At 63.0% G+C, this 19463-nt stretch carries 18 protein-coding genes, 1 tRNA gene and 1 pseudogene; 12 read left to right on the forward strand and 8 right to left on the reverse strand.

The features are described 5' to 3' along the window. The first annotated feature begins 114 nt into the window (after positions 1-114). From ACYCCG_RS18015 to pdxB, 3 genes are read left to right on the forward strand one after another with little or no spacing between them, the layout of a single operon-like run. The gene (locus tag ACYCCG_RS18015) at positions 115-312 is read left to right on the forward strand and encodes a hypothetical protein (protein ID WP_209964602.1); all 198 of its coding nucleotides are present in this window, start codon (positions 115-117) and stop codon (positions 310-312) included. Between the two features lie 21 nt (positions 313-333). Next, positions 334-576 (forward strand): sulfurtransferase TusA, encoded by a 243-nt coding sequence (gene tusA, locus ACYCCG_RS18020; RefSeq protein WP_209964605.1) that lies wholly within the window; start codon positions 334-336, stop codon positions 574-576. Between the two features lie 60 nt (positions 577-636). Continuing rightward, complete coding sequence (pdxB, locus tag ACYCCG_RS18025; protein WP_339444589.1) at positions 637-1779, forward strand: 4-phosphoerythronate dehydrogenase PdxB; 1143 nt, start codon at positions 637-639, stop codon at positions 1777-1779. A gap of 114 nt (positions 1780-1893) precedes the next feature. On the opposite strand, the gene ACYCCG_RS18030 is transcribed toward pdxB, so the two are convergent. Then, positions 1894-2067 carry a PA1571 family protein gene (locus ACYCCG_RS18030; RefSeq protein ID WP_176684833.1) on the reverse strand — a complete coding sequence of 58 codons (174 nt, stop codon included), beginning with the start codon at positions 2065-2067 and terminating at the stop codon, positions 1894-1896. 212 nt (positions 2068-2279) lie between these two features. On the opposite strand from ACYCCG_RS18030, the gene ACYCCG_RS18035 reads away from it, so the two are divergent. The 3 genes and pseudogenes from ACYCCG_RS18035 (at position 2280) to ACYCCG_RS18045 (ending at position 5831) form a co-directional block, all read left to right on the forward strand. Then, positions 2280-4043 (forward strand): ABC transporter transmembrane domain-containing protein, encoded by a 1764-nt coding sequence (locus tag ACYCCG_RS18035; protein ID WP_209964613.1) that lies wholly within the window; start codon positions 2280-2282, stop codon positions 4041-4043. A 744-nt stretch (positions 4044-4787) separates the two neighbouring features. Beyond that, positions 4788-4898 (forward strand): annotated as a pseudogene (locus tag ACYCCG_RS18040) (hypothetical protein); the annotation flags it as partial. Positions 4899-5126: 228 nt separating this feature from the next. Beyond that, positions 5127-5831, forward strand: coding sequence for a methyl-accepting chemotaxis protein (locus ACYCCG_RS18045; RefSeq protein WP_370844432.1), 705 nt, complete (start codon positions 5127-5129; stop codon positions 5829-5831). Between the two features lie 106 nt (positions 5832-5937). On the opposite strand, the gene ACYCCG_RS18050 is transcribed toward ACYCCG_RS18045, so the two are convergent. Together ACYCCG_RS18050 and ACYCCG_RS18055 are read right to left on the reverse strand one after the other, a co-directional pair. After that, positions 5938-6014: transfer RNA gene (locus ACYCCG_RS18050), tRNA-Pro, on the reverse strand. Positions 6015-6093: 79 nt separating this feature from the next. Continuing rightward, positions 6094-6315, reverse strand: a complete 222-nt coding sequence (locus tag ACYCCG_RS18055) for a YgdI/YgdR family lipoprotein (RefSeq protein WP_003248738.1) — start codon at positions 6313-6315, stop codon at positions 6094-6096. Between the two features lie 188 nt (positions 6316-6503). Between ACYCCG_RS18055 and moaB the strand changes: the two genes are divergently transcribed. Together moaB and ACYCCG_RS18065 are read left to right on the forward strand one after the other, a co-directional pair. Beyond that, positions 6504-7043, forward strand: a complete 540-nt coding sequence (gene moaB / locus ACYCCG_RS18060) for a molybdenum cofactor biosynthesis protein B (protein WP_176684836.1) — start codon at positions 6504-6506, stop codon at positions 7041-7043. 22 nt (positions 7044-7065) lie between these two features. Beyond that, complete coding sequence (locus ACYCCG_RS18065) at positions 7066-8253, forward strand: molybdopterin molybdotransferase MoeA (RefSeq protein ID WP_459671450.1); 1188 nt, start codon at positions 7066-7068, stop codon at positions 8251-8253. Here ACYCCG_RS18065 and ACYCCG_RS18070 read toward each other — a convergent pair. Beyond that, positions 8242-9489, reverse strand: a complete 1248-nt coding sequence (locus ACYCCG_RS18070) for a glycosyltransferase family 4 protein (RefSeq protein WP_209964619.1) — start codon at positions 9487-9489, stop codon at positions 8242-8244. The two genes, ACYCCG_RS18065 and ACYCCG_RS18070, sit on opposite strands and share 12 nt — an antisense overlap. Positions 9490-9745: 256 nt before the next feature. On the opposite strand from ACYCCG_RS18070, the gene yegS reads away from it, so the two are divergent. Then, entirely contained in the window at positions 9746-10633 is an 888-nt protein-coding gene (gene yegS, locus ACYCCG_RS18075) for a lipid kinase YegS (RefSeq protein ID WP_176684838.1), read from the forward strand. Here the strand turns inward: yegS and ACYCCG_RS18080 are convergent. The 3 genes from ACYCCG_RS18080 to ACYCCG_RS18090 form a co-directional block, all read right to left on the reverse strand. Continuing rightward, the gene (locus tag ACYCCG_RS18080; protein WP_252458328.1) at positions 10617-11276 is read right to left on the reverse strand and encodes a response regulator; all 660 of its coding nucleotides are present in this window, start codon (positions 11274-11276) and stop codon (positions 10617-10619) included. The two genes, yegS and ACYCCG_RS18080, sit on opposite strands and share 17 nt — an antisense overlap. After that, positions 11266-12162: a sensor histidine kinase gene (locus ACYCCG_RS18085; RefSeq protein ID WP_459671384.1), complete on the reverse strand. Its 897-nt coding sequence runs from the start codon at positions 12160-12162 to the stop codon at positions 11266-11268. The genes ACYCCG_RS18080 and ACYCCG_RS18085 overlap by 11 nt, the downstream gene beginning before the upstream one ends. Before the next feature lie 366 nt (positions 12163-12528). After that, positions 12529-13038: a histidine kinase gene (locus ACYCCG_RS18090; RefSeq protein ID WP_209964625.1), complete on the reverse strand. Its 510-nt coding sequence runs from the start codon at positions 13036-13038 to the stop codon at positions 12529-12531. Between the two features lie 351 nt (positions 13039-13389). On the opposite strand from ACYCCG_RS18090, the gene ACYCCG_RS18095 reads away from it, so the two are divergent. Beyond that, positions 13390-14325, forward strand: coding sequence for a chemotaxis protein CheV (locus tag ACYCCG_RS18095; RefSeq protein ID WP_003248753.1), 936 nt, complete (start codon positions 13390-13392; stop codon positions 14323-14325). A 55-nt stretch (positions 14326-14380) separates the two neighbouring features. After that, positions 14381-15184, forward strand: a complete 804-nt coding sequence (locus ACYCCG_RS18100; RefSeq protein ID WP_459671386.1) for an MOSC domain-containing protein — start codon at positions 14381-14383, stop codon at positions 15182-15184. Positions 15185-15286: 102 nt separating this feature from the next. On the opposite strand, the gene ACYCCG_RS18105 is transcribed toward ACYCCG_RS18100, so the two are convergent. Then, complete coding sequence (locus ACYCCG_RS18105; protein WP_209964630.1) at positions 15287-17212, reverse strand: transglycosylase SLT domain-containing protein; 1926 nt, start codon at positions 17210-17212, stop codon at positions 15287-15289. A gap of 220 nt (positions 17213-17432) precedes the next feature. Here ACYCCG_RS18105 and ACYCCG_RS18110 point away from each other — a divergent pair, with 220 nt between their 5' ends. Continuing rightward, positions 17433-19361, forward strand: coding sequence for an ATP-binding cassette domain-containing protein (locus ACYCCG_RS18110; RefSeq protein ID WP_209964632.1), 1929 nt, complete (start codon positions 17433-17435; stop codon positions 19359-19361). Positions 19362-19463: the final 102 nt, after the last annotated feature.

Genomic DNA, 19463 nt, shown 5'->3' on the forward strand with positions numbered 1-19463 from the left:
GCTCCCATCATCCGGCCCCTGCGCTGCGCTCCGGGGTCCCCTCACTCCGGCCTTGCTCCCGGCAGGACCGCGCCGAAGGCCCCATCCTGGGGCCTCAGCGCTTGACGGGCATCCATGCCCGTCACCTCCCTCCGCAAGGCCTGCGTTCGGCCTCCTGAAGTCGCGAAGATCAAGATCAAGATCAAGATCAAGATCAAGATCAAGATCAAGATCAAGATCAAGATCAAGATCAAGATCAAGATCAAGATCAAGATCAAGAGCGCTGGGTTTGAAAGCCGTGCTTGGACCGCGTCGCGCTATGCGCGACAATAGCGATCATTTTCGGAGCCCCCCATGACCGATTTCACCCCCGACGCCATCCTCGATGCCACCGGCCTGAACTGCCCAGAACCCGTGATGATGCTGCACCAGCACGTACGCAACCTGGCCGCCGGTGGCCTGCTCAAGGTCATCGCCACCGACCCGTCGACCCGCCGCGACATCCCCAAGTTCTGCAACTTCCTCGGCCACGAGCTGCTGCTGCAGCAAGAGGACGCCGGCACTTTCCTGTACTGGATCCGCAAGAAAGCCGACTGAATCGCTCTGGAACACGCCCGGCGTTGCGCCTACACTGCGCTCCCCAGACAGGAGAGCGCCATGCTGATAGTTGCCGACGAGAACATCCCGCTGCTCGATGCCTTCTTCCAGGGTTTCGGTGAAATTCGCCGCTACCCCGGCCGAAGCCTCGATGCTGCCAGCGTCAAGGACGCCGATATCCTGCTGGTGCGCTCCGTGACCAAGGTCGACCGTCAGCTGCTCGAAGGCAGCCGTGTACGCTTTGTAGGCACTTGCACCATCGGCACTGATCACCTGGACCTGGATTACTTTGCAGAAGCCGGCATCCGCTGGAGCAGCGCACCTGGCTGCAATGCCCGCGGCGTGGTCGATTACGTGCTGGGCAGCCTGCTGACCCTGGCCGAGCTGGATGGCGTGGCATTGCCTGAGCGCGTGTATGGCGTTGTGGGCGCGGGTGAAGTGGGTGGTCGCCTGGTGCGGGTGCTGCACGGTCTGGGCTGGAAGGTGCTGGTGTGCGACCCGTTGCGCCAGGCCGCGGAGGGCGGCGACTACGTCAGCCTCGAAACCATCCTGCAGCAGTGCGATGTGATCAGCTTGCATACCCCGTTGCAACGCGGCGGCGAGTACCCGACCTGGCACCTGCTGGGGCAGGCGCAGCTGGCACAGTTGCGCCCAGGTGCCTGGCTGGTAAACGCCAGCCGTGGCCCGGTGGTGGACAACGTCGCCCTGCGCGAGCTGCTGCTGGACCGCGAAGACGTGCACGCAGTGCTGGATGTGTGGGAAGGGGAGCCGCAGGTGGACCTGCAGTTGGCCGACCTGTGCACCCTCGCTACGCCGCACATTGCCGGCTATAGCCTCGATGGCCGCCAGCGTGGCACGGCGCAGATCTACCAGGCGCTGTGTCGCTACCTGGGTGTGGACGAGCAGGTGCGACTGGCCGAGCTGCTCCCCAGGCCGCCGCTGGCGCAGATCGAACTGGATGCCAGCACCGACCTGTCCTGGGCCTTGGCCACCCTGTGTCGCGCCGTGTATGACCCGCGCCGCGATGATGCCGATTTCCGCCGTAGCCTGAGCGATGATCCGCAGCAGCAGCGAGCGGCGTTCGACCAGTTGCGCAAGCAATACCCGCCACGGCGCGAGATCGAGGGGCTGGCCGTACGCTTGCACGGGGAGGCGCCGCAGTTGGCGCAGTTGGTCAGTGCCCTGGGTGGGGTGTTGGTCTAAGCAAGCCTTGTCTTGATCTTGCAGGTAGGTGTGGTTACCCGTTGGGGCGGCCAAGCCCGCTGGCTGGGCCGATAAAAACCCGGCGCAAGCGCCGGGTTGCAAAAAAATCGCCGATCAACCTTTGCGTACGCGCTCGACACGGCTTTCTTCCAGAGCCTTGCAGGCCTGCTGGATCATCTGCTCGGTGATCGGCACTTCGCGCCCCTTGGCGTCGATGATCGAACCGCATACTTGCGGTTGCGGGGAGGTCTGGGGCTTCTGGTTATCATTGCCATGCTGCAAGCTCATGCACTGTCTCCTCTTCAGGTTCAAGCTCAGGGTAGCCCTGCGCCGTGACTGGCCTGTGACAGCTTCTGGGTCACGGCAGCAACAGTCCAGCAGAAACCCTGTGAAAGCTCCATAATCTGGTTAGATCGATGCGTTATAGCAACCTGCATGCAGTCTCCCGACCGGGATGAGTGGTAGGCTGCGGCTTCCCCACCCTTTGTGGTTGTGTTGTCATGCCTGAATCGGTTTCCCCGCGCCAACGCCGTGCCTTGCGCCTGGCTTGGCAGTTCGTTCGCCCTTATCGCCGGCAGGTGCTGCTGGCATTGCTGGCGCTGGTAGTCACCGCTGCCATCACCCTGTCGATGGGCCAAGGAATCCGCTTGCTGGTGGATCAAGGCTTCATGACCCGCTCCGCGCATCAGCTCAATCAGACTATCGGGCTGTTCCTGCTGCTGGTGCTGGCGCTGGCAGTGGGTACCTTCAGCCGTTTCTACCTGGTGTCGTGGATTGGCGAGCGCTGTGTGGCCGATATCCGTCGTGCCGTCTTCGACCACCTGATCGGCCTGCACCCAGGTTTTTTCGAAGACAACCGCAGCTCCGAGATCCAGTCGCGGCTGACAGCGGACACCACCTTGCTGCAATCAGTGATCGGTTCATCGCTGTCGATGTTCTTGCGCAACGCGCTGATGGTCATTGGCGGTGTGGCATTGCTGTTCATCACCAACCCCAAGCTCACCAGCATCGTGGTGGTAACGTTGCCGCTGGTGCTGGCACCGATCCTGTTGTTCGGCCGTCGGGTGCGCAGCCTGTCGCGGCAGAGCCAGGACAGGGTCGCCGATGTGGGCAGCTACGTGGCTGAGACGCTGGGGCAGATCAAGACCGTGCAGGCCTACAACCACCAGGCGCACGACCGCGAACTGTTCGCCGATACGGTCGAAGCAGCGTTTACTGTTGCCCGCAAGCGGATTACCCAGCGTGCCTGGCTGATTACCCTGGTGATCGTGCTGGTGTTGGGGGCGGTGGGGGTGATGCTGTGGGTCGGCGGCATGGATGTGATCGCCGGGCGTATCTCCGCAGGCGAGCTGGCTGCATTCGTGTTCTACAGCCTGATCGTCGGCAGCGCTTTCGGTACCCTCAGTGAGGTGATCGGCGAGCTGCAGCGGGCCGCGGGTGCCGCCGAGCGCATTGCCGAACTGTTGGCCGCGCGAAGTGCCATCCTGCCGCCCGTCGTGGCGCAGGTGCTGCCACAGCAGCGGGCGAGTGGGCGTATCGAACTGCAGCAGGTGGTGTTCGCTTACCCTTCACGGCCCACGGTGGCGGCTGTCGACGGCCTGAGCCTGACCATCGAGCCCGGCCAGACCGTCGCCCTGGTAGGCCCTTCCGGGGCAGGCAAGTCGACCCTGTTCGATTTGTTGCTACGCTTTTACGACCCCCAGCAAGGCCGCATCCTGCTTGATGGCCAGCCAGTTACCGAGCTTGATCCCGACCAGCTGCGCCGGCAGTTCGCCTTGGTAGCACAAAACCCCTCGCTGTTCCGTGGCACGGTGGAGGCCAACATTCGGTATGGCCGGCCCGAGGCGACCTTGGCTGAAGTCGAAGCAGCAGCCCGCGGCGCCCATGCCGACGAATTCATCCGGCAACTGCCCCAAGGCTACCAGACACAACTGGGGGAAGGTGGCATAGGCCTTTCCGGCGGGCAGCGTCAGCGCTTGGCGATCGCCCGGGCTTTGCTGGTCGATGCGCCGATCCTGTTGCTGGACGAAGCCACCAGTGCCCTCGATGCCCAAAGCGAATACTTGATCCAGCAAGCGCTGCCCAGCCTGATGGCCGGCCGTACCACGCTGGTGATCGCCCATCGCCTGGCCACGGTGCAGCATGCCGAGCGCATCGCGGTCATCGACCAGGGCCGGCTGGTGGCTGTGGGCACCCACCGTCAGTTGATCGAGGACAGCCCGCTGTATGCGCGGCTGGCAGCGCTGCAGTTCACCACGGGCTAGCGTGTCGTGGCTTTGTAACATTTCTGTAGTAATTGCCTGAGAAGATTTGCCTCAACTGTTGCGTAAGTGCTCGACCTGGCTGCCATTGCGTGATGGCAGCTTTTTTTTGGCCTGCCAGTAATGAGGCTGTACAGCGGCCTCAGCCTACTCCCTCTGGTTCCGAGACCCTCGATGTTGCGTAAATCCCTCAGAGTGCAAATTCTCTCGCTGCTCGGCGGCAGTGTGCTGGCGATGCTGCTGATCGCCTTGGTGTGTTTCCAGTTCCTGTCGTCCAGCGTGCGTGGCTACGCCGAGCTGGTCGACGGGCCACTGCGGGCCTCGCAATTGATTGACGAAGCCAACCTGCAGTTCAAGATCCAGGTGCAGGAATGGAAGAACGTGCTGTTGCGCGGGCGCCAGCCTGCGGAGATGGACAAGTACTGGCAGCAGTTCCAGGCCCGCGAACAGCAAGTACAACAACTGCTCGGGCAATTGATCGACAATAGCGATGCCAGGCTCAAGGCGTCGCTGCAGGAATTGCGCGACAGTCACCGCCAGTTGGGCCAGGCCTATGCGCAAGGCCGCCAGGCCTTCCTTGCGGCAGGCGGCGACCCGGTAGCGGGCGACCGGGCGGTCAAAGGCGTGGATCGTGCTGCCAGTGAGCAGATGAGCGAACTGGTGGAGCAACTGCGCGCCGATGCCCGTCAGCGTGCAGCCAGCATCAATGCCAGTGCCGAGCGTACGGTATGGTTGGGCCTGCTGGTGATGCTGGCTTCTGCGGTGCTGGTGGGGCTGCTCAGCCTGTGGCTGGTCAACCGTAGCCTGATCGAGCCGATCCGTCAGTTGATCGAGTACGTCGCGCAGCTCAGCCAGGGCTGCTTTGCGGCCCGGGTCGACAGCCGTCGGGAGGATGAGTTGGGGCGCCTGGCGCGGGCGGCCAACACCCTGCGTGACTTCCTTGCCGACACTGTCGGCCGGCTGCAGGACAACGCTCAGGAGCTGGAAGGTGCCAGCGGCCAGTTGCGCAATATTGCCGGTGACATGGCCCGCGGTACTCATGACCAGTTCCAGCGTACCGACCAAGTGGCCACGGCCATGCACGAAATGTCCGCCACTGCCCAAGAGGTCGCTCGCCACGCCGCCGAGGCTGCCCGTGCGGCCGATGACGCCGACCACAGCGCCCAGGCAGGCGAGCAGGTGATGCAGCAGACCATCGATATCATCGGGTTGGTCAACCGTGAGATTGCTGGCACGGCGACGGTAATTCGCGATCTGGAGCATGACAGCACACGTATAGGCAAAGTGCTGGAAGTGATCCGTGGCATTGCTGAACAGACCAACCTGCTGGCGCTTAACGCGGCCATCGAAGCGGCCCGTGCTGGCGAAGCCGGGCGTGGTTTTGCGGTGGTCGCCGATGAGGTGCGTAGCCTGGCCCAACGCACGGCAGCGTCGATTGCAGAGATCCACCAGATCATCGAAGCGGTACAGTCGGGGGCTGTGGAGGCGGTCAAGGCCATCGAAAGTGGCCAGCAACGTAGCCAGGAAGGGGCTGAGCAGGTCGAGCAGGCCGGGCAGATGCTGCAACGTATCACCCTGGCCGTGGAAGCGATCCGTGACATGAACCGGCAAATCGCTACAGCGGCCGAGGAGCAGACCAGCGTGGCCGAAGATATCTCGCGCAACCTGATCGAAATTACCCGCATTGCCACAGCCAACCAGGAAGCGGTCCAGCATACCGAGCAGGCGGGGCAGCGCCTGCATGGTTTGTCAGGGCAGTTGGGCGAAGTCACCTCCCGCCTGAGCGCCTGACTCGGCTTGCAGTGGTTGGAGGGGACCACGGTGGCTGAAGCTGCGCACTGAGTATTTCTCGCACACAGCAAAAAGCCCGCACATGGCGGGCTTTTTGACAAGGATTTGGTCGGAGAGACAGGATTCGAACCTGCGGCCTTCTCGTCCCGAACGAGACGCGCTACCTGGCTGCGCTACACTCCGATGAACAAAATCCTACTGCATCCCGTTTTTGCTCGCAAGCCCTTGTTGTTTAAAGGGCCATGGCCTGAACGGGGCCTGATCAGAGCTCTTTGACGGTGCGGATCTGGTCCTTGTTCAGGCGTGTGCGCTTGCCGTCGAGTTGCTCGAATTCATAGAAGCCCGAGTCTTCGTCGTAGGACGGTTTGTCGGTTGCCTGGATCTCCCGGCCATCGTTCAGGGTAATGACGGTTGGGGTCGAGCAGCCAGCGAGGGCGCCCAAGCCCAAGGCGAGCAGGAAGGCGGGTAGGGTCCGTTTGATCATCGTGTTTCTCCAAGTGCGATGGTGCTAGATGACATTTATGACGCAGGACGTTAGTGCAAGTTCACTCCAAGTGCAGCATAGCGACTAATTCGTCCCCTTGACCCAGGGCAAGGCTGATGGGGGTAGCGCCGGATAAAGGTACGCTGTGATATAACTGCGCCCATCTCATCCTGTTGTGACGGACACCCATGAAAGCCAAGGCAGATACCCCCTTCGTGGCGCTGAACATCGCCGTGCTCACGGTCAGCGACACCCGTACCTTCGACACCGACACCTCTGGCCAGATGTTCGTCGACCGCCTGAGCGCCGCCGGTCATCGCCTTGCCGAGCGTGTGCTGCTCAAGGATGACCTGTACAAGATCCGAGCCCAGGTCGCCACATGGATTGCCGATGACAGCGTGCAAGTGGTGCTGATCACGGGCGGCACAGGGTTTACCGGTCGCGACAGCACCCCCGAGGCGGTGGCCTGCCTGCTGGACAAGCAAGTGGACGGTTTTGGCGAGCTGTTCCGGCAGATTTCCGTGGCCGACATTGGCACCTCAACCGTGCAGTCGCGTGCCTTGGCCGGGCTGGCCAACGGCACGCTGGTGTGCTGCCTGCCGGGCTCGACCAACGCTGTGCGTACCGGTTGGGATGGCATCCTGGCCGAGCAGCTTGATGCCCGTCATCGCCCGTGCAACTTCGTGGCGCACCTGAAGCAGGCAGCGGCCTGCGACAGCCGTGGCTGAGGTCAGCCAAGCCCGGCCGCTGATGCCGGTGGAGCAGGCGCTGGAGCAATTGCTGGCACTGGCCGAGGCTGCGCCGATCCGCGAGATCGAAAACCTGCCGCTGGCCGAAGCCGAAGGCCGCGTGCTGGCCACCGACCTGGTGGCCTCGCTCGACCTGCCGCCTTGGCCGAACAGCGCCATGGACGGTTATGCCTTGCGCCTGGCTGACTGGCAGGGCCAGCCGCTGCCGGTCAGCCAGCGTATTTTCGCCGGCCATGCGCCCCAGCCGCTGCAACCGGGTACCTGCGCGCGGATCTTCACCGGTGCGCCTGTGCCGGAGGGGGCCGACTGCGTCGAGATGCAGGAAAACACCGAAGTACTCGAAGATGGCCGGGTGCGCTTTCTCGAAACGTTGCGCACCGAGCAGAACATACGCCCTCAAGGCCAGGAAACCCGCAAGGGCGAGCAGGTGATGAGCGCCGGTACCCGCCTCGGGCCGATCGAACTGGGCCTGGCGGCGACCTTGGGGCATGGTCGCCTGGACGTGATGCGCAAGGTGAAAGTGGCGGTGCTGTCCACCGGCGACGAACTGGTCGAGCCCGGCCTGCCGCTGGGGCCCGGGCAAATCTACAACAGCAACCGCAGGCTGCTGGTCAGCTGGTTGCAGCGGCTGGGTTGCGAAGTGGTCGATGCCGGCATCTTGCCGGATGACCTGGCGCGCACTCGCGCCTGCCTGGCTGAACTGGGTGGCGTAGACCTGATTCTGTCCACCGGAGGCGTCTCGGTGGGGGAAGCCGACTACCTCGGCGCTGCCCTGCGCGAGGCCGGCGAACTGGCGTTGTGGAAGCTGGCGATCAAACCGGGCAAGCCGCTGACCTTCGGCCACTTCCAGGGCGTGCCGGTGATCGGCTTGCCGGGCAATCCGGCCTCGACCTTGGTCACCTTCGGTCTGCTGACCAGGCCCTACCTGCTGCGTCGTCAGGGTGTAGTTGACGTCACGCCGCTACGTTTCGACGTGCCGGCTGGGTTTGACTGGCCCAAGCCTGGTACGCGCCGCGAATACCTGCGCGCGCGCATCGAGCAGGGTCGGGTGCGCATCTACAAGAACCAGAGCTCGGGTGTGCTGCGTAGCGCAGCCTGGGCCGAGGGGCTGGTGGAAGTGCGTGAAGGCAGCACGCCGAAACAGGGCGACAGCGTGCCATTCATCCCCTTCAGCGAGCTACTTGGCTGAGCGGCCCAGCCAGGCACTGGCCAGCGGCGCGGCTTCGGCCGGTGCCGCCTGGGTCAGGCGTATGTGCACATTCTCCAGTTGTTGGGCGGCCACGCTCCAGTCGTGGCGCTGGCGGGCAAACTGGCGCCCGGCAGCGCTCAATTGGCTCATGCGCCAAGGCTGGTTGAGCAGTTGGGTGATCAGCAGCGCCAGCAGATCACCGTCGTCACTGCCCAAGTAGTGCTCGCCGTTATTCACGCTCAGGCCTGAAACGCCCTTGTCGGTGGTGATCACGGGTAAGCCGGCGGCCATCGCTTCGAGGATTTTCACCTTCGAGCCACCGGCATAGCGCAGGGGGGCGAAGAACAGCGCTGAACATCGTTGCAGTTCACGCAGGTCGGGTCGGTAGCCGAACCATTCGATGCGTGGGTCGTTCCAGTGAAGTTTCCAGTTGGCCGGCATGGCATGCCCGGCAATAGCCAGACGCACCGCCGGGTTGCTCATCCACACCTTCGGCATGATGTCGTCCAGTGCCCACTCGATGGCCTCCAGATTGGCGCCATATTCGAAATTGCCGACGAACAACAGACGCTGGCTGTGCATCGCAGGTTGCACTTGCTGGTAGTAGTCACAATCCACGCCGTTGACCACCACATTCACCGGACGCCCGCTGATCTGCGCGATCAGCTCGGCATCGTGGGCGCAGACGGCCACCAGTTCGGTGGGTTGGCGCAGCACACGGTGTTCCCAGCGCCGGTAGCGCCAGCGGTCGAAGGCGTTGAGCGGGCGCAGCCACAGCGGCAGGCGGTCGTGGCAGGCACCGCCCATTACCGACTCCAGGTTGTGCTCGCTAAGCATGTAGGGCAGCCCGCGAGCCTGCAGGGCTTTTTCGAACGGCTGGAAGCTGTAACTGTGCTCGATCTGGATCACGTCCCAGGGTTCGTCCAGTAATTGCTCGAACCGGTGCCGCAGGCGAGGCGCCAGGCCATTGATGATTGCCCGCATGGGGTAGTCGATGATGGGTGAAGCGAGCAGGTTGAGTGGACTGTGCAGTGGTCTGCGGGGTAGCACGACAATGCGTTCGAGGAGTGGCTCCAGGGCCTCACGTGCTGCATCGCTGAGAGGGATTTTCGACTGCACCAGCAGGGTGATCCGGTGGCCGCGCTGCGCCAGTGCGCGCAGCAGATGGTATTGCCGGGTTTTGTGGCCGCTGGTGGTCGGCCAAGGCAGGTAGGGCAGTGTCCAGAGAATGCGCATGACCCGAAGTCCTCGCGAAAGGCTGCAGATAGCAAAACGCGCCCGTTGGCAGCAGTGGGGGAGCCACTGCCGGGCGCGTCCATGGCAATAGGGGTATCTGCTGAGCATAGCCGGGATTGCCACATGTGGAAAAAATGACCGGCAACGCGATCAGTCGCAGAAGCGCCGCTTGGCCAATGTTTTTTCCAGGGCATGCAACGATCCGGGCGGGCCAGTGGTCGAGATTTGGGTTGGTCCATTTTACGGAGATGCGCACATGCAAGGGCGCAAGGCAATGCTGGTGCTGCACGGCAAGCAGGCGATGAACGAAGAGGTGCGCAGCGCCGTGCGCGACCTGCGCGAGAGTGGCTGGGTGCTGGATGTACGGGTGACCTGGGAGGCGGGCGATGCCCAACGGCTGGTTGCCGAGGCACTGGCGGCGGGTTACAGCCATATCGTCGCCGGTGGCGGGGACGGCACGTTGCGTGATGTGGCCGAGGCCATGGGATTGGCTGCTACCAAAGCCAGCCTGACCTTGTTGCCATTGGGCACTGCCAACGATTTTGCCAAGGCCGCTGGCATTCCCCTGGAGCCGGCGTCGGCGCTGGCCTTGCTGAATGTCGCGCCACAACCCATAGACCTGGGGCAGGCTGGCGATCAGCTGTTCCTCAACATGGCCACGGGTGGCTTTGGCAGCCAGGTCACTGCCAATACCTCCGAAGACCTCAAGAAAGTGCTGGGCGCTGCCGCTTACCTGTTCACCGGATTGTCCCGCTTCAGTGAGCTTCAGGCGGCTTCGGTGGAGCTACAGGGGCCGGGTTTCCATTGGCAAGGGGATTTGCTGGCGCTGGGTATCGGCAATGGCCGCCAGGCCGGGGGCGGGCAGGTGTTGTGCCCCGAAGCCCTGGTCAACGATGGCTTGCTTGAAGTCGCCATTCTGCCTGCGCCACAGGAGATGGTGGGAGCTCTGCGTGACCTGTTGGGCGGTGACGGCCTGTTCATTCGGGCCAGGCTGCCATGGGTCGAGATCAAGAGTTCGCAAGGGTTGGACATCAACCTCGATGGCGAGCCGTTGCAGGCCGCCAACCTGCGCTTTCAGGCGAGACCGGCGGCGTTGCACCTGCACCTGCCAGCCGGGTCGCCGTTGCTCAGTCATCCAGGCTGATGATTTTTTCGCGTACGGCGAACAGCACCAGGCCGGCCACGTCGTGAATCTGCAGGCGCTTCATGATTTGCGATCGGTGAGTTTCCACGGTTTTGATCGACAGGCCAAGGCCTGCAGCGATTTCCCGGGTGGACTTGCCGCGCACGATCAGGCGCAGGATCTCAAGCTGTCGTGAAGTCAGATTATGCCGTTCGCCAGCGCTTTGCTTGCCTTGTCTGGTGTGCCGCAGCGCCTGGTTGATGACGGTGTGGGCGATGGCCGGGCTGAGGTAGCGCTCACCGTGGCGTACCGCACCCAGCGCCTGTTCCAGCTCGGTGGCGCTGGTGTCTTTGAGCAGGTAGCCGTGGGCGCCGCTTTCCAGGGCGCGCATGATCAGGTCCGGGTCGGTGTGCATGGACAGGATCAGCACTTTGCAGGTACTGCCGCTGGCCCGCAGTTGGGTGAGGGCGTCCAGGCCGCTGGTCGAACGCATGGAGATGTCCAGCAAGATGATGTCGGGCGTCAGTGTGCGTACCTGGTCGAGTAGCTGGTTGCCGTCGTCGGCTTCGCCGATCACGTCATAGCCGGGGATATCGCAGACCAGTGCGCGCACCCCGGCGCGGATCAGCGAGTGGTCATCTACCAGCAGTAGTCTACAGGTCATGGTTGGTAATACTCCTGGCGCGTTGCTGGGTGCGCGGGGACCACGGGAACATCGCTTCGATCTGCGTGCCTCGGCCAGGCTGACTGGTGATGTCGAGGCTGCCCTGCAGCGCGATTACCCGCTCCTGCATGCCGGCCAGGCCGCGCTGACCGGCCTCGGCCGGGTGCCGGGCAGGGGCGAAACCACGACCATCGTCGTGGATCGACAGCGCCAGCCCCTCAGGGGTGCGTTGCAGGCGGATGACCAGGTTGTGTGCCTGGGCGTGGCGCAGCATGTTGGTCACCGCCTCCTGGGTAATACGGAACACTGCCATGGCCACGGCTTCGTCGATGCCGCCCAGGCGCTGGTTGCACGCCAGGCTCCAGTGCACGCCGCTGCTGGCCAGGGTGCGTACCAGGTGCGCGCGCAGGCTGGCTTCCAGACCAAGGCTGGCCAACTGTCGGGGGTTGAGCAGCGCGGAAACATCGCGCACATTACCAAGGGTGTCATCCAGCGTGCTGCGCAGGGCGTCGCAGTGCCCCTGCAACTCGTCGGGCATTCGCCGCTGCAGCCACTGCAGTTGCAGCTTGGCAGCGGTGAGCAGTTGACCGATGTCGTCGTGCAGTTCCCGGCCCAGATGCTGACGCTCGTCTTCTTGCACCTTGAGCATGCGCTCGGCCAGCTCAGCCGGGCGCAGGTGGATCGACCTGGCGCCCAGGCCCAGTAGCACAGCAGCGCCCAGCGTGGCGACCAACTGCAGCACCAGCAGGCTGGCCGGGATTGTCTGGTTGGCCAGGTACAGCGCCATGTTGGCAACCAGTGAGGCCACGCACAGCCCGACCGTTGCCCAGCGCAGCACGGCGGCGCGGGAGCAGCAATGCAAAGAAGTCTTCAAGCGTGGAAACATAGGTAGGGAGGCCACTGAAGTATTGCTGATGGAGGCCTTGCACAATGCTGCTCAGAGGCTTTGGCGCAGTACTTTCGTTGTTTTTTTGAACACGTATTCTTGCCACCTTTGTTCCGGTCGCAAGCGTTTGTGGGGGCGCATATTACCACTTTGCATTGCATCGGTCGCGGCCGGGTAACGCGTTGAAACGCCTACTGGTCGGGCGCTTTCGGGTAGCAAAGTGCCACCCTTTAATCGCGCTGTACCCACTTGTGCTGTAACTAGTGCGGCAATGATTCAACGGCATGCACCGAAAGCCTGGTGAACTTTCCAAGTTCGACCATGGTCGGGTTTCAATAAAGTTGCTTAGTTGCACTTTGCGTCAGGTTAATGCGTGCGGTTAGAGGGGTTAGAGCGGGTGCCGGTTGCCGCGTCACTGTGCGGGTGAATGCAGGTGCTGCCTTCTTCATCGCAGGACGCACAGGCTGGCGCAAAGGGGGGGTGTACGACCTTGGCCAATTCACCCAGCAGCACCAGTTGCTCGCCGATGTCCAGGTTCAGCCGCCCTGTACGGCTATCGACCAGCTCCAACTGCCAGGCCAGCAAGGTCAGGCACGCCCCTATCGCGGGCAGGGCTTCACGCTGCAGGCAACCACCGTGACAGGCCGGGGCGAGCAACTGTTGCAGGGCGGTGGTGTAGTGGGCAACTTCACGCAGGCCCAGGCGCGTAGCTTGACGGGCGATAGTGTCGAGGGCGCTGCTCAGGCAACTGCAGGCATCCGGATCATTGTCTATCAGCTCCAGATGCTGCAGGCATTCCTGGGCCTGGGTCAGCAGTACCTGGGCATCCAGCAGGAAGCCCTGCAGGGCGTCATCGAACGATAAGGCAGTGTCCATCATCAAGTCCCCGCGCGTGGGGTAGGCGCAGGGGGCGGGCACGCCGAAACGATAGCTAGCAAAAGCCTGACTCCATTCATGCAATGAGAATGGCGTCACATTAATGGCTAAAGGATATCGCGAACATCAGGTTGCACCCGATTGCCGCTAAGGGTTTCCCTGATCAAGGGCTAGGGTAGGGAACTTTTGCCGTGCCCCTGATTTGCCCCGATGTGTCGGCAGTAAAGCATGATGTTAAAGTGATATCAATTATCCGCGCGGCATTTTCCCGCAGGGGTCAAGGTGTGCGTGAAGCCGCCGATACAGGGTAAATGATTTCACCTTTTTCGACTCAAGCCTGGGGGCTTTCCAATGGCTGGCATTCTCGACACGGTAGACCAACGCACGCAACTGGTGGGTGAGAACCGCCTGGAAATTCTGATGTTTCGCCTGGCCGGTCGCCAGCTGTTCGCGATCAACGTGTTCAAGGTGCAGGAAGTACTGCAACTGCCCAAGCTGACCCTGATGCCCCAGCGGCACGCCTATGTCTGCGGTGTGGTCAACCTGCGCGGGCAGACCCTGCCGGTGATCGACCTGTCCCAGGCGATCGGTATGCGCCCGCTACAGCCGGGGCCGGACAGCACCATCATCGTCACCGAGTACAACCGCTCGGTGCAGGCCTTCCTGGTGGGCGGTGTCGACCGCATCGTCAACATGAACTGGGAGTCGATCATGCCGCCGCCTTCCAGTGCCGGTCGCCAGCACTACCTGACTGCCATCACCAAGGTCGATGAGAAGCTGGTGGAAGTGATCGACGTGGAAAAAGTGCTGGCCGAAATCGTGCCCTACAACGCCCGGGTTTCTGGCGACAAGCTCGCCGACCCGGTGCTGGCCCGGGCCCGCGGCCGCGAGGTGCTGCTGGTGGACGACTCCAGTGTGGCCTTGGCGCAATTGCGCGACACCCTGTCCCAACTGGGCATGAAGCTGCATGTGGCCAGTGATGGCCTGAAGGCGCTGCGCATGCTCAAGGGCTGGGCCGATGCTGGCGAGGACGTGTGCGAGAAACTGCTGATGGTGTTCACCGATGCAGAAATGCCGGAAATGGACGGCTATCGGCTGACCACCGAGATCCGCAGCGATGCCCGCCTGCGCCAGCTCTATGTGGTACTGCACACGTCGCTGTCAGGCAGTTTCAACGAATCCATGGTGAAGAAGGTGGGTTGTGACAACTTCCTTTCCAAGTTCCAGCCTGATCGCCTTGTCGATGTGGTCAAGCAGCGCCTGTTGCTGGATACCACCGCTGCGTGAACGTTGTGCCTGCCAGGTATAAGCTTGGCTTTTGGCATGACGCGAGGCAGCAGGGATGTTTCTCAGTGAGTTGTATCGATACCCGGTGAAGTCGGGGCAGGCGCAAAGCCTGAAGGCATCACCGGTGGGGTTGCTGGGGTTGCAAGGCGACCGGCGCTGGATGGTGGTCGAGGAAGAAAACGGACGCTTTCTGACCCAGCGTGCCTGGCCACAACTTGGCCAGATCGACGCGAGCGATGACGACAGCGGCCAGTTGCTGCTGCAAGCCCCTGGACAGGCGCCGTTGCGGGTGCCTGTACCGCCAGCCGATGACGCCCTGCGCGGCGTGACGATCTGGCGCGATACCCTGCGTGTGCCGGACGCTGGCGATGCGGCGGCGGCCTGGTTGAGCGAGTTGCTGGGCAAGGCCGTACGCCTGGTGCATTGCCCGGAGCAGCGTGCGCGATACCTGCCCAATGGTTATGGCTTCAACAGTGACCGTGCGGCGTTTCCAGATGGCTTCCCCTTGCTGCTGATTGGGCAGGGCTCGCTGGATGAGCTTAATCGGCGTATTGGCCGGCCCATGTCGATGCTGCGCTTTCGGCCCAACCTGGTGGTGCACGGCGCGGAGCCGTTTGCCGAGGATGGCTGGAAGCGGGTTCGCATCGGCAGCGTGGCGTTTCGCGTGCTCAAGCCCAGTGTGCGGTGCATCTTCACGACCATCGATCCGGCTACCGGGGCGCGCGCCGCCGACCGCGAGCCGATGGCGACGCTCAAGACCTTTCGCGAGAAGGAGGGGGATGTGCTGTTCGGGCAGAACCTGGCGGTGGATGGCAGTGGGTGGCTGGAGGTGGGGATGGAAGTAGAAATCCTGGAATAGGTGTGTTGCCTGAGCCGGCCTCTTCGCGGGTGAACCCGCTCCTACAAGGTCGTTGTAGGAGCGGGTTCACCCGCGAAGAGGCCGGTACAGGCTCAACAGCAATCACATGTCATCGAAATACCGCTCATGCCAATCCACCAGCGGCTGCGGCGAATTCAGCTTTTGCCCGTAGATCACCGAATACGACAGCACGTTCTGCACATATTGGCGTGTTTCGTCGAACGGGATCGACTCTACCCACACATCGAAGCTCAGGTGCTTGGCGCCTTTGAGCCACTGGCGAACGCGCCCGGGGCCGGCGTTGTAGGCTGCCGAAGCCAGCACCCGGTTGCCGTTGAACTGGCTGTGTACCTGGCTCAGGTAGGCTGCACCCAGCTGGATGTTCTTGTCCGGGATCAGCACTTGCGCCGGTGATGTCAGCGGGATACTGAACTTGCGTGCGGTTTCCTTGGCCGTGGCCGGCATCAGCTGCATCAGGCCGCTGGCGCCCACGGGAGAGCGTGCGTCCTCCATGAAGGCGCTTTCCTGGCGAGTGATGGCGAATACCCAGCTCGAATGCAGGCCGCGAACCTTGGCTTCACGCACCAGCGTGTCGCGGTGGGCCATGGGGAAGCGGATGTCCAGGTCGTCCCAGTAGCGGGCCTGGCTGATGGTGCGGATGGCTGGAAAGTACCAGCGCAGCTCGTAGGCCAGGCGAGCCTGTGCAACCATTTCGTCACGGGTGAAGTGGCGGCTGACGTGGTACCACTCACGGCGGCCGTCGACAATCTGGCCACGGGCGTGGAATTCCAGTGCGCGCTGGATACCGGGCGTGTTACGGACCTTCTTGACCAGTTGCGGGCTCAGCAGCAGCGGCTTGTTGTTCAGCTGGTACGGTGCCTGTGCCCGGTCGGCGGCGAGAAAGCCATAGAAGTCACGCTCACGCGCTGCGGCCTTGTAAAGCAGCGGAACCTGCGGGTTGTTTGGCTGTGCCAGTTCCAGGCTGCGAGCCTGCCAGTACCTCCAGCGGCTGGTGCTGGCCAGGTCCTGGGGAAGGCGCTTGGTCAGCTCGTAGGCGTCCTCCCAGCGGCCCAGGCGCAGCAGCAGGCGAAGGCGCCATTCGCTGACGGTGTTGTCACGCAGCTCGGGGTCGTAGCGGGTCATCAGGCCGAGCGCGCGTGGGTCGTAGCGGCGTGCGAGGGTCAGGCCGATTTCGCGGGCGATGGCCACCTTTTCATCACGCGAGAAGTGCATGCGCTGGGCGTAATCGTCGAGCAGTGCCATGGCCCGCTCCGGGTTCTGCCGGGCCAGGCGGCGAAGGCCGAGGCTGACCACGTCGGACATGGCCTCGTTGACCGGGGTAAAGCGCGACGGCTGGTTGAGCAGCTCAGGCTTCTGCGCTACGTCGACCAGCAGGCGCCCCTGCGGGCGGAGGGTGGTCAGGCCCTTGGCCAGCGTGTTTGCCAGGCCGTAGTTGCGCGCCTGGGCTGCCAGCTTGGTGCGTGCCCAGCGCTTGGCTTCGGTCAACTGGCCTTCGGCTGCCCACATGCCGAACAGCGCGTCGCAGGCGGCAGGTTGCGATTTGCCGACGTTCCACAGCTTGTCGGCGGTGGCGTAACCTTCGGCGCGCAAGCCGTGGCTGAGCTGGTATTGGCCGTTGAGGCAGTCCAGTTCGGTAAAATTGAGCTTGGGGTCATAGTACTTGACGAAGGTATCCCACTCGCCACGTTCGGCCAGCCAGCGCAACCAGCGCAGCTTCATCCAGTTGGCCTGGGGCAGGTCGCCATGCTTGGCAAGAAAGCCTTCGATTTCCTGGTTGCTGGCGCTTTTCAGGCGTGCGGTGAGTTCATCGTAGGCCAGGTAGGGCGTCAGCGGGTAGTCCTTCAAGGCCTGGGCATAGCGCAGGTACGGGCCTTTGTCGCCTTTGGCCAGCGCTCGCTTGGCCTCGTCGTAGTACTGGCGTTGCAGGGTCAGGTCGGCGGCCTGCGCCACGCAGGTGGCGGCGGTAAGCAGCAGGCAGGATGCAATATGTAACAGGCGGCTGCGCATGATACGTCCGGGCAGTTGAACCATGGGGAGTGTCGGCGGAGCCAGCACTGTTGGAAGCTATTGCCTTAGCTTAGCCGTTTGCCGGCGGTGGGTGAAAGCGCTGTGCGTGTATCGGGATATTAAGTTCGACCAGATGTCGCCAGGCGTTCGCCGGTTGGCCTGGCGGATGCCGTCGGGGCCCAAGTCAGGTAGAATGCGCGCCCGATTTATGGAGACCAACATGACCCTGCTCAAATTCAGCGATGTGTCCCTCGCATTCGGCGCCATGCCGCTGCTGGACAAAGTGTCCTGGCAGATCGCTCGTGGCGAGCGGGTGTGCATCATCGGCCGCAACGGCACCGGCAAGTCGAGCATGCTGCGCCTGGTCAAGGGCGAGCAGAAGGGCGACGACGGCGAAATCTGGCGTGCCCCGGGCCTGAAGATCGGTGAGCTGCCACAGGAGCTGCCGGTGGCCGACGAGCGAACGGTGTTCGACGTCGTAGCCGCTGGTCTGGACGGCGTGGGCGAGTTGCTGGCGCAGTTCCACCACCTGAGCATGAACATCCAGGGCGATGAAGACCTGGAAAAACTCATGCACGTCCAGCATGAGCTGGAAGCCCGCGACGGCTGGCGCCTGCAGCAGGTGGTGGAAAGCACGCTCAGTCGCCTGCAACTGCCGGCCGACAAGACCCTGGCCGAGCTGTCCGGTGGCTGGCGCCGCCGCGTGCTGCTGGCCCAGGCGCTGGTGTCCGAGCCCGACCTGCTGCTGCTCGACGAACCGACCAACCACCTGGACATCGGTGCCATTGCCTGGCTCGAAGAGGCCCTGCGTGGCTTCAACGGCGCGGTATTGTTCATCACCCACGACCGTTCGTTCCTGCAGAACCTGGCCACCCGCATCCTCGAGCTGGACCGTGGCGGCCTGATCGACTGGAACGGCGACTACGCCAGCTTCCTGGTGCACAAGGAGGCCGCACTGGCCGCCGAGGAAACCGCCAACGCGCTCTTCGACAAGCGCCTGGCCCAGGAAGAAGTGTGGATTCGCCAGGGTATCAAGGCCCGCCGTACCCGCAACGAAGGCCGTGTGCGTGCACTGAAGGCCCTGCGTGTGGAGCGTGGCGAGCGCCGCGAACGACAGGGCAAGGCCAACATTCAGATCGAAGCAGCGGACAAGTCCGGCAAGCAGGTGATGGTGCTGGAAAATGTCAGCTTCCATCACCCGGACGGGCCTCTGCTGGTCAAGGACTTTTCCATGGTCCTGCAGCGGCAGGACCGCATCGGTCTGCTGGGCGCAAACGGCACTGGCAAGACCACTTTGCTCAAGATGATGCTGGGCGACCTTGAGCCTACTGCGGGCAAAGTGGAGCGTGGCACCAAGCTTGAGGTGGCTTATTTCGACCAGATGCGCCACCAGCTCGACCTGGAAAAGACCGTGATCGACAACCTGGCCGAAGGCCGTGATTTCATCGAGATCGATGGTCAGAACCGCCACGTGCTGAGCTACCTGGGCGACTTCCTGTTCAGTCCCCAGCGTGCGCGCACGCCGGTCAAGGCGCTGTCAGGTGGTGAGCGTGCGCGGCTGCTGCTGGCCAAGCTGTTCAGCAAGCCGGCCAACCTGCTGGTGCTCGACGAACCGACCAACGACCTGGACGTGGAAACCCTCGAGCTTCTGGAAGAGGTGCTGTCCAACTACAAAGGCACCGTGCTGATGGTCAGCCACGACCGGGCCTTCCTCGACAACGTCGTTACCAGCACGCTGGTGTTCGAAGGCGAGGGTAAGGTGCGTGAGTATGTGGGCGGCTACGAGGACTGGATTCGCCAGGGCGGCTCGCCGAAATTGCTGGGTGTGACCGAGAGCAAGGGCGGCAAGTCTGCGCTCAACAGCGCGGTGGTTGAGAAGGTCGAGGCCAAGCCTGAACCTGTTGTTGCGGCGGTGGTGGAAGAGCCTTCGAAGAAGAAACTCAGCTACAAGCTGCAGCGTGAGCTGGAAATGCTGCCGGGGCAGATCGACGAGCTGGAACAGCGGATGGCCGAGGCTCAGGAAGAAGTGAATGCGGCGGGCTTCTATCAGCGGCCAATTGCAGAAACTTCGGCGGTGCTGGCACAGATCGAGAAGCTGCAGGGCGAGCTGGATGTATTGGTAGAGCGCTGGGCTGAGCTGGAAGGCTGATTGGCGTTAGCCTGTTCCGGCCTCTTTGCGGGTAAACCCGCTCCTGCAGGGATCGCCATACCCTTGCAGGCGCAGGCTTGCACGCGAAGAGGCCGGTTCAGG

The organism is Pseudomonas sp. VEM90 (genome assembly GCF_054611535.1).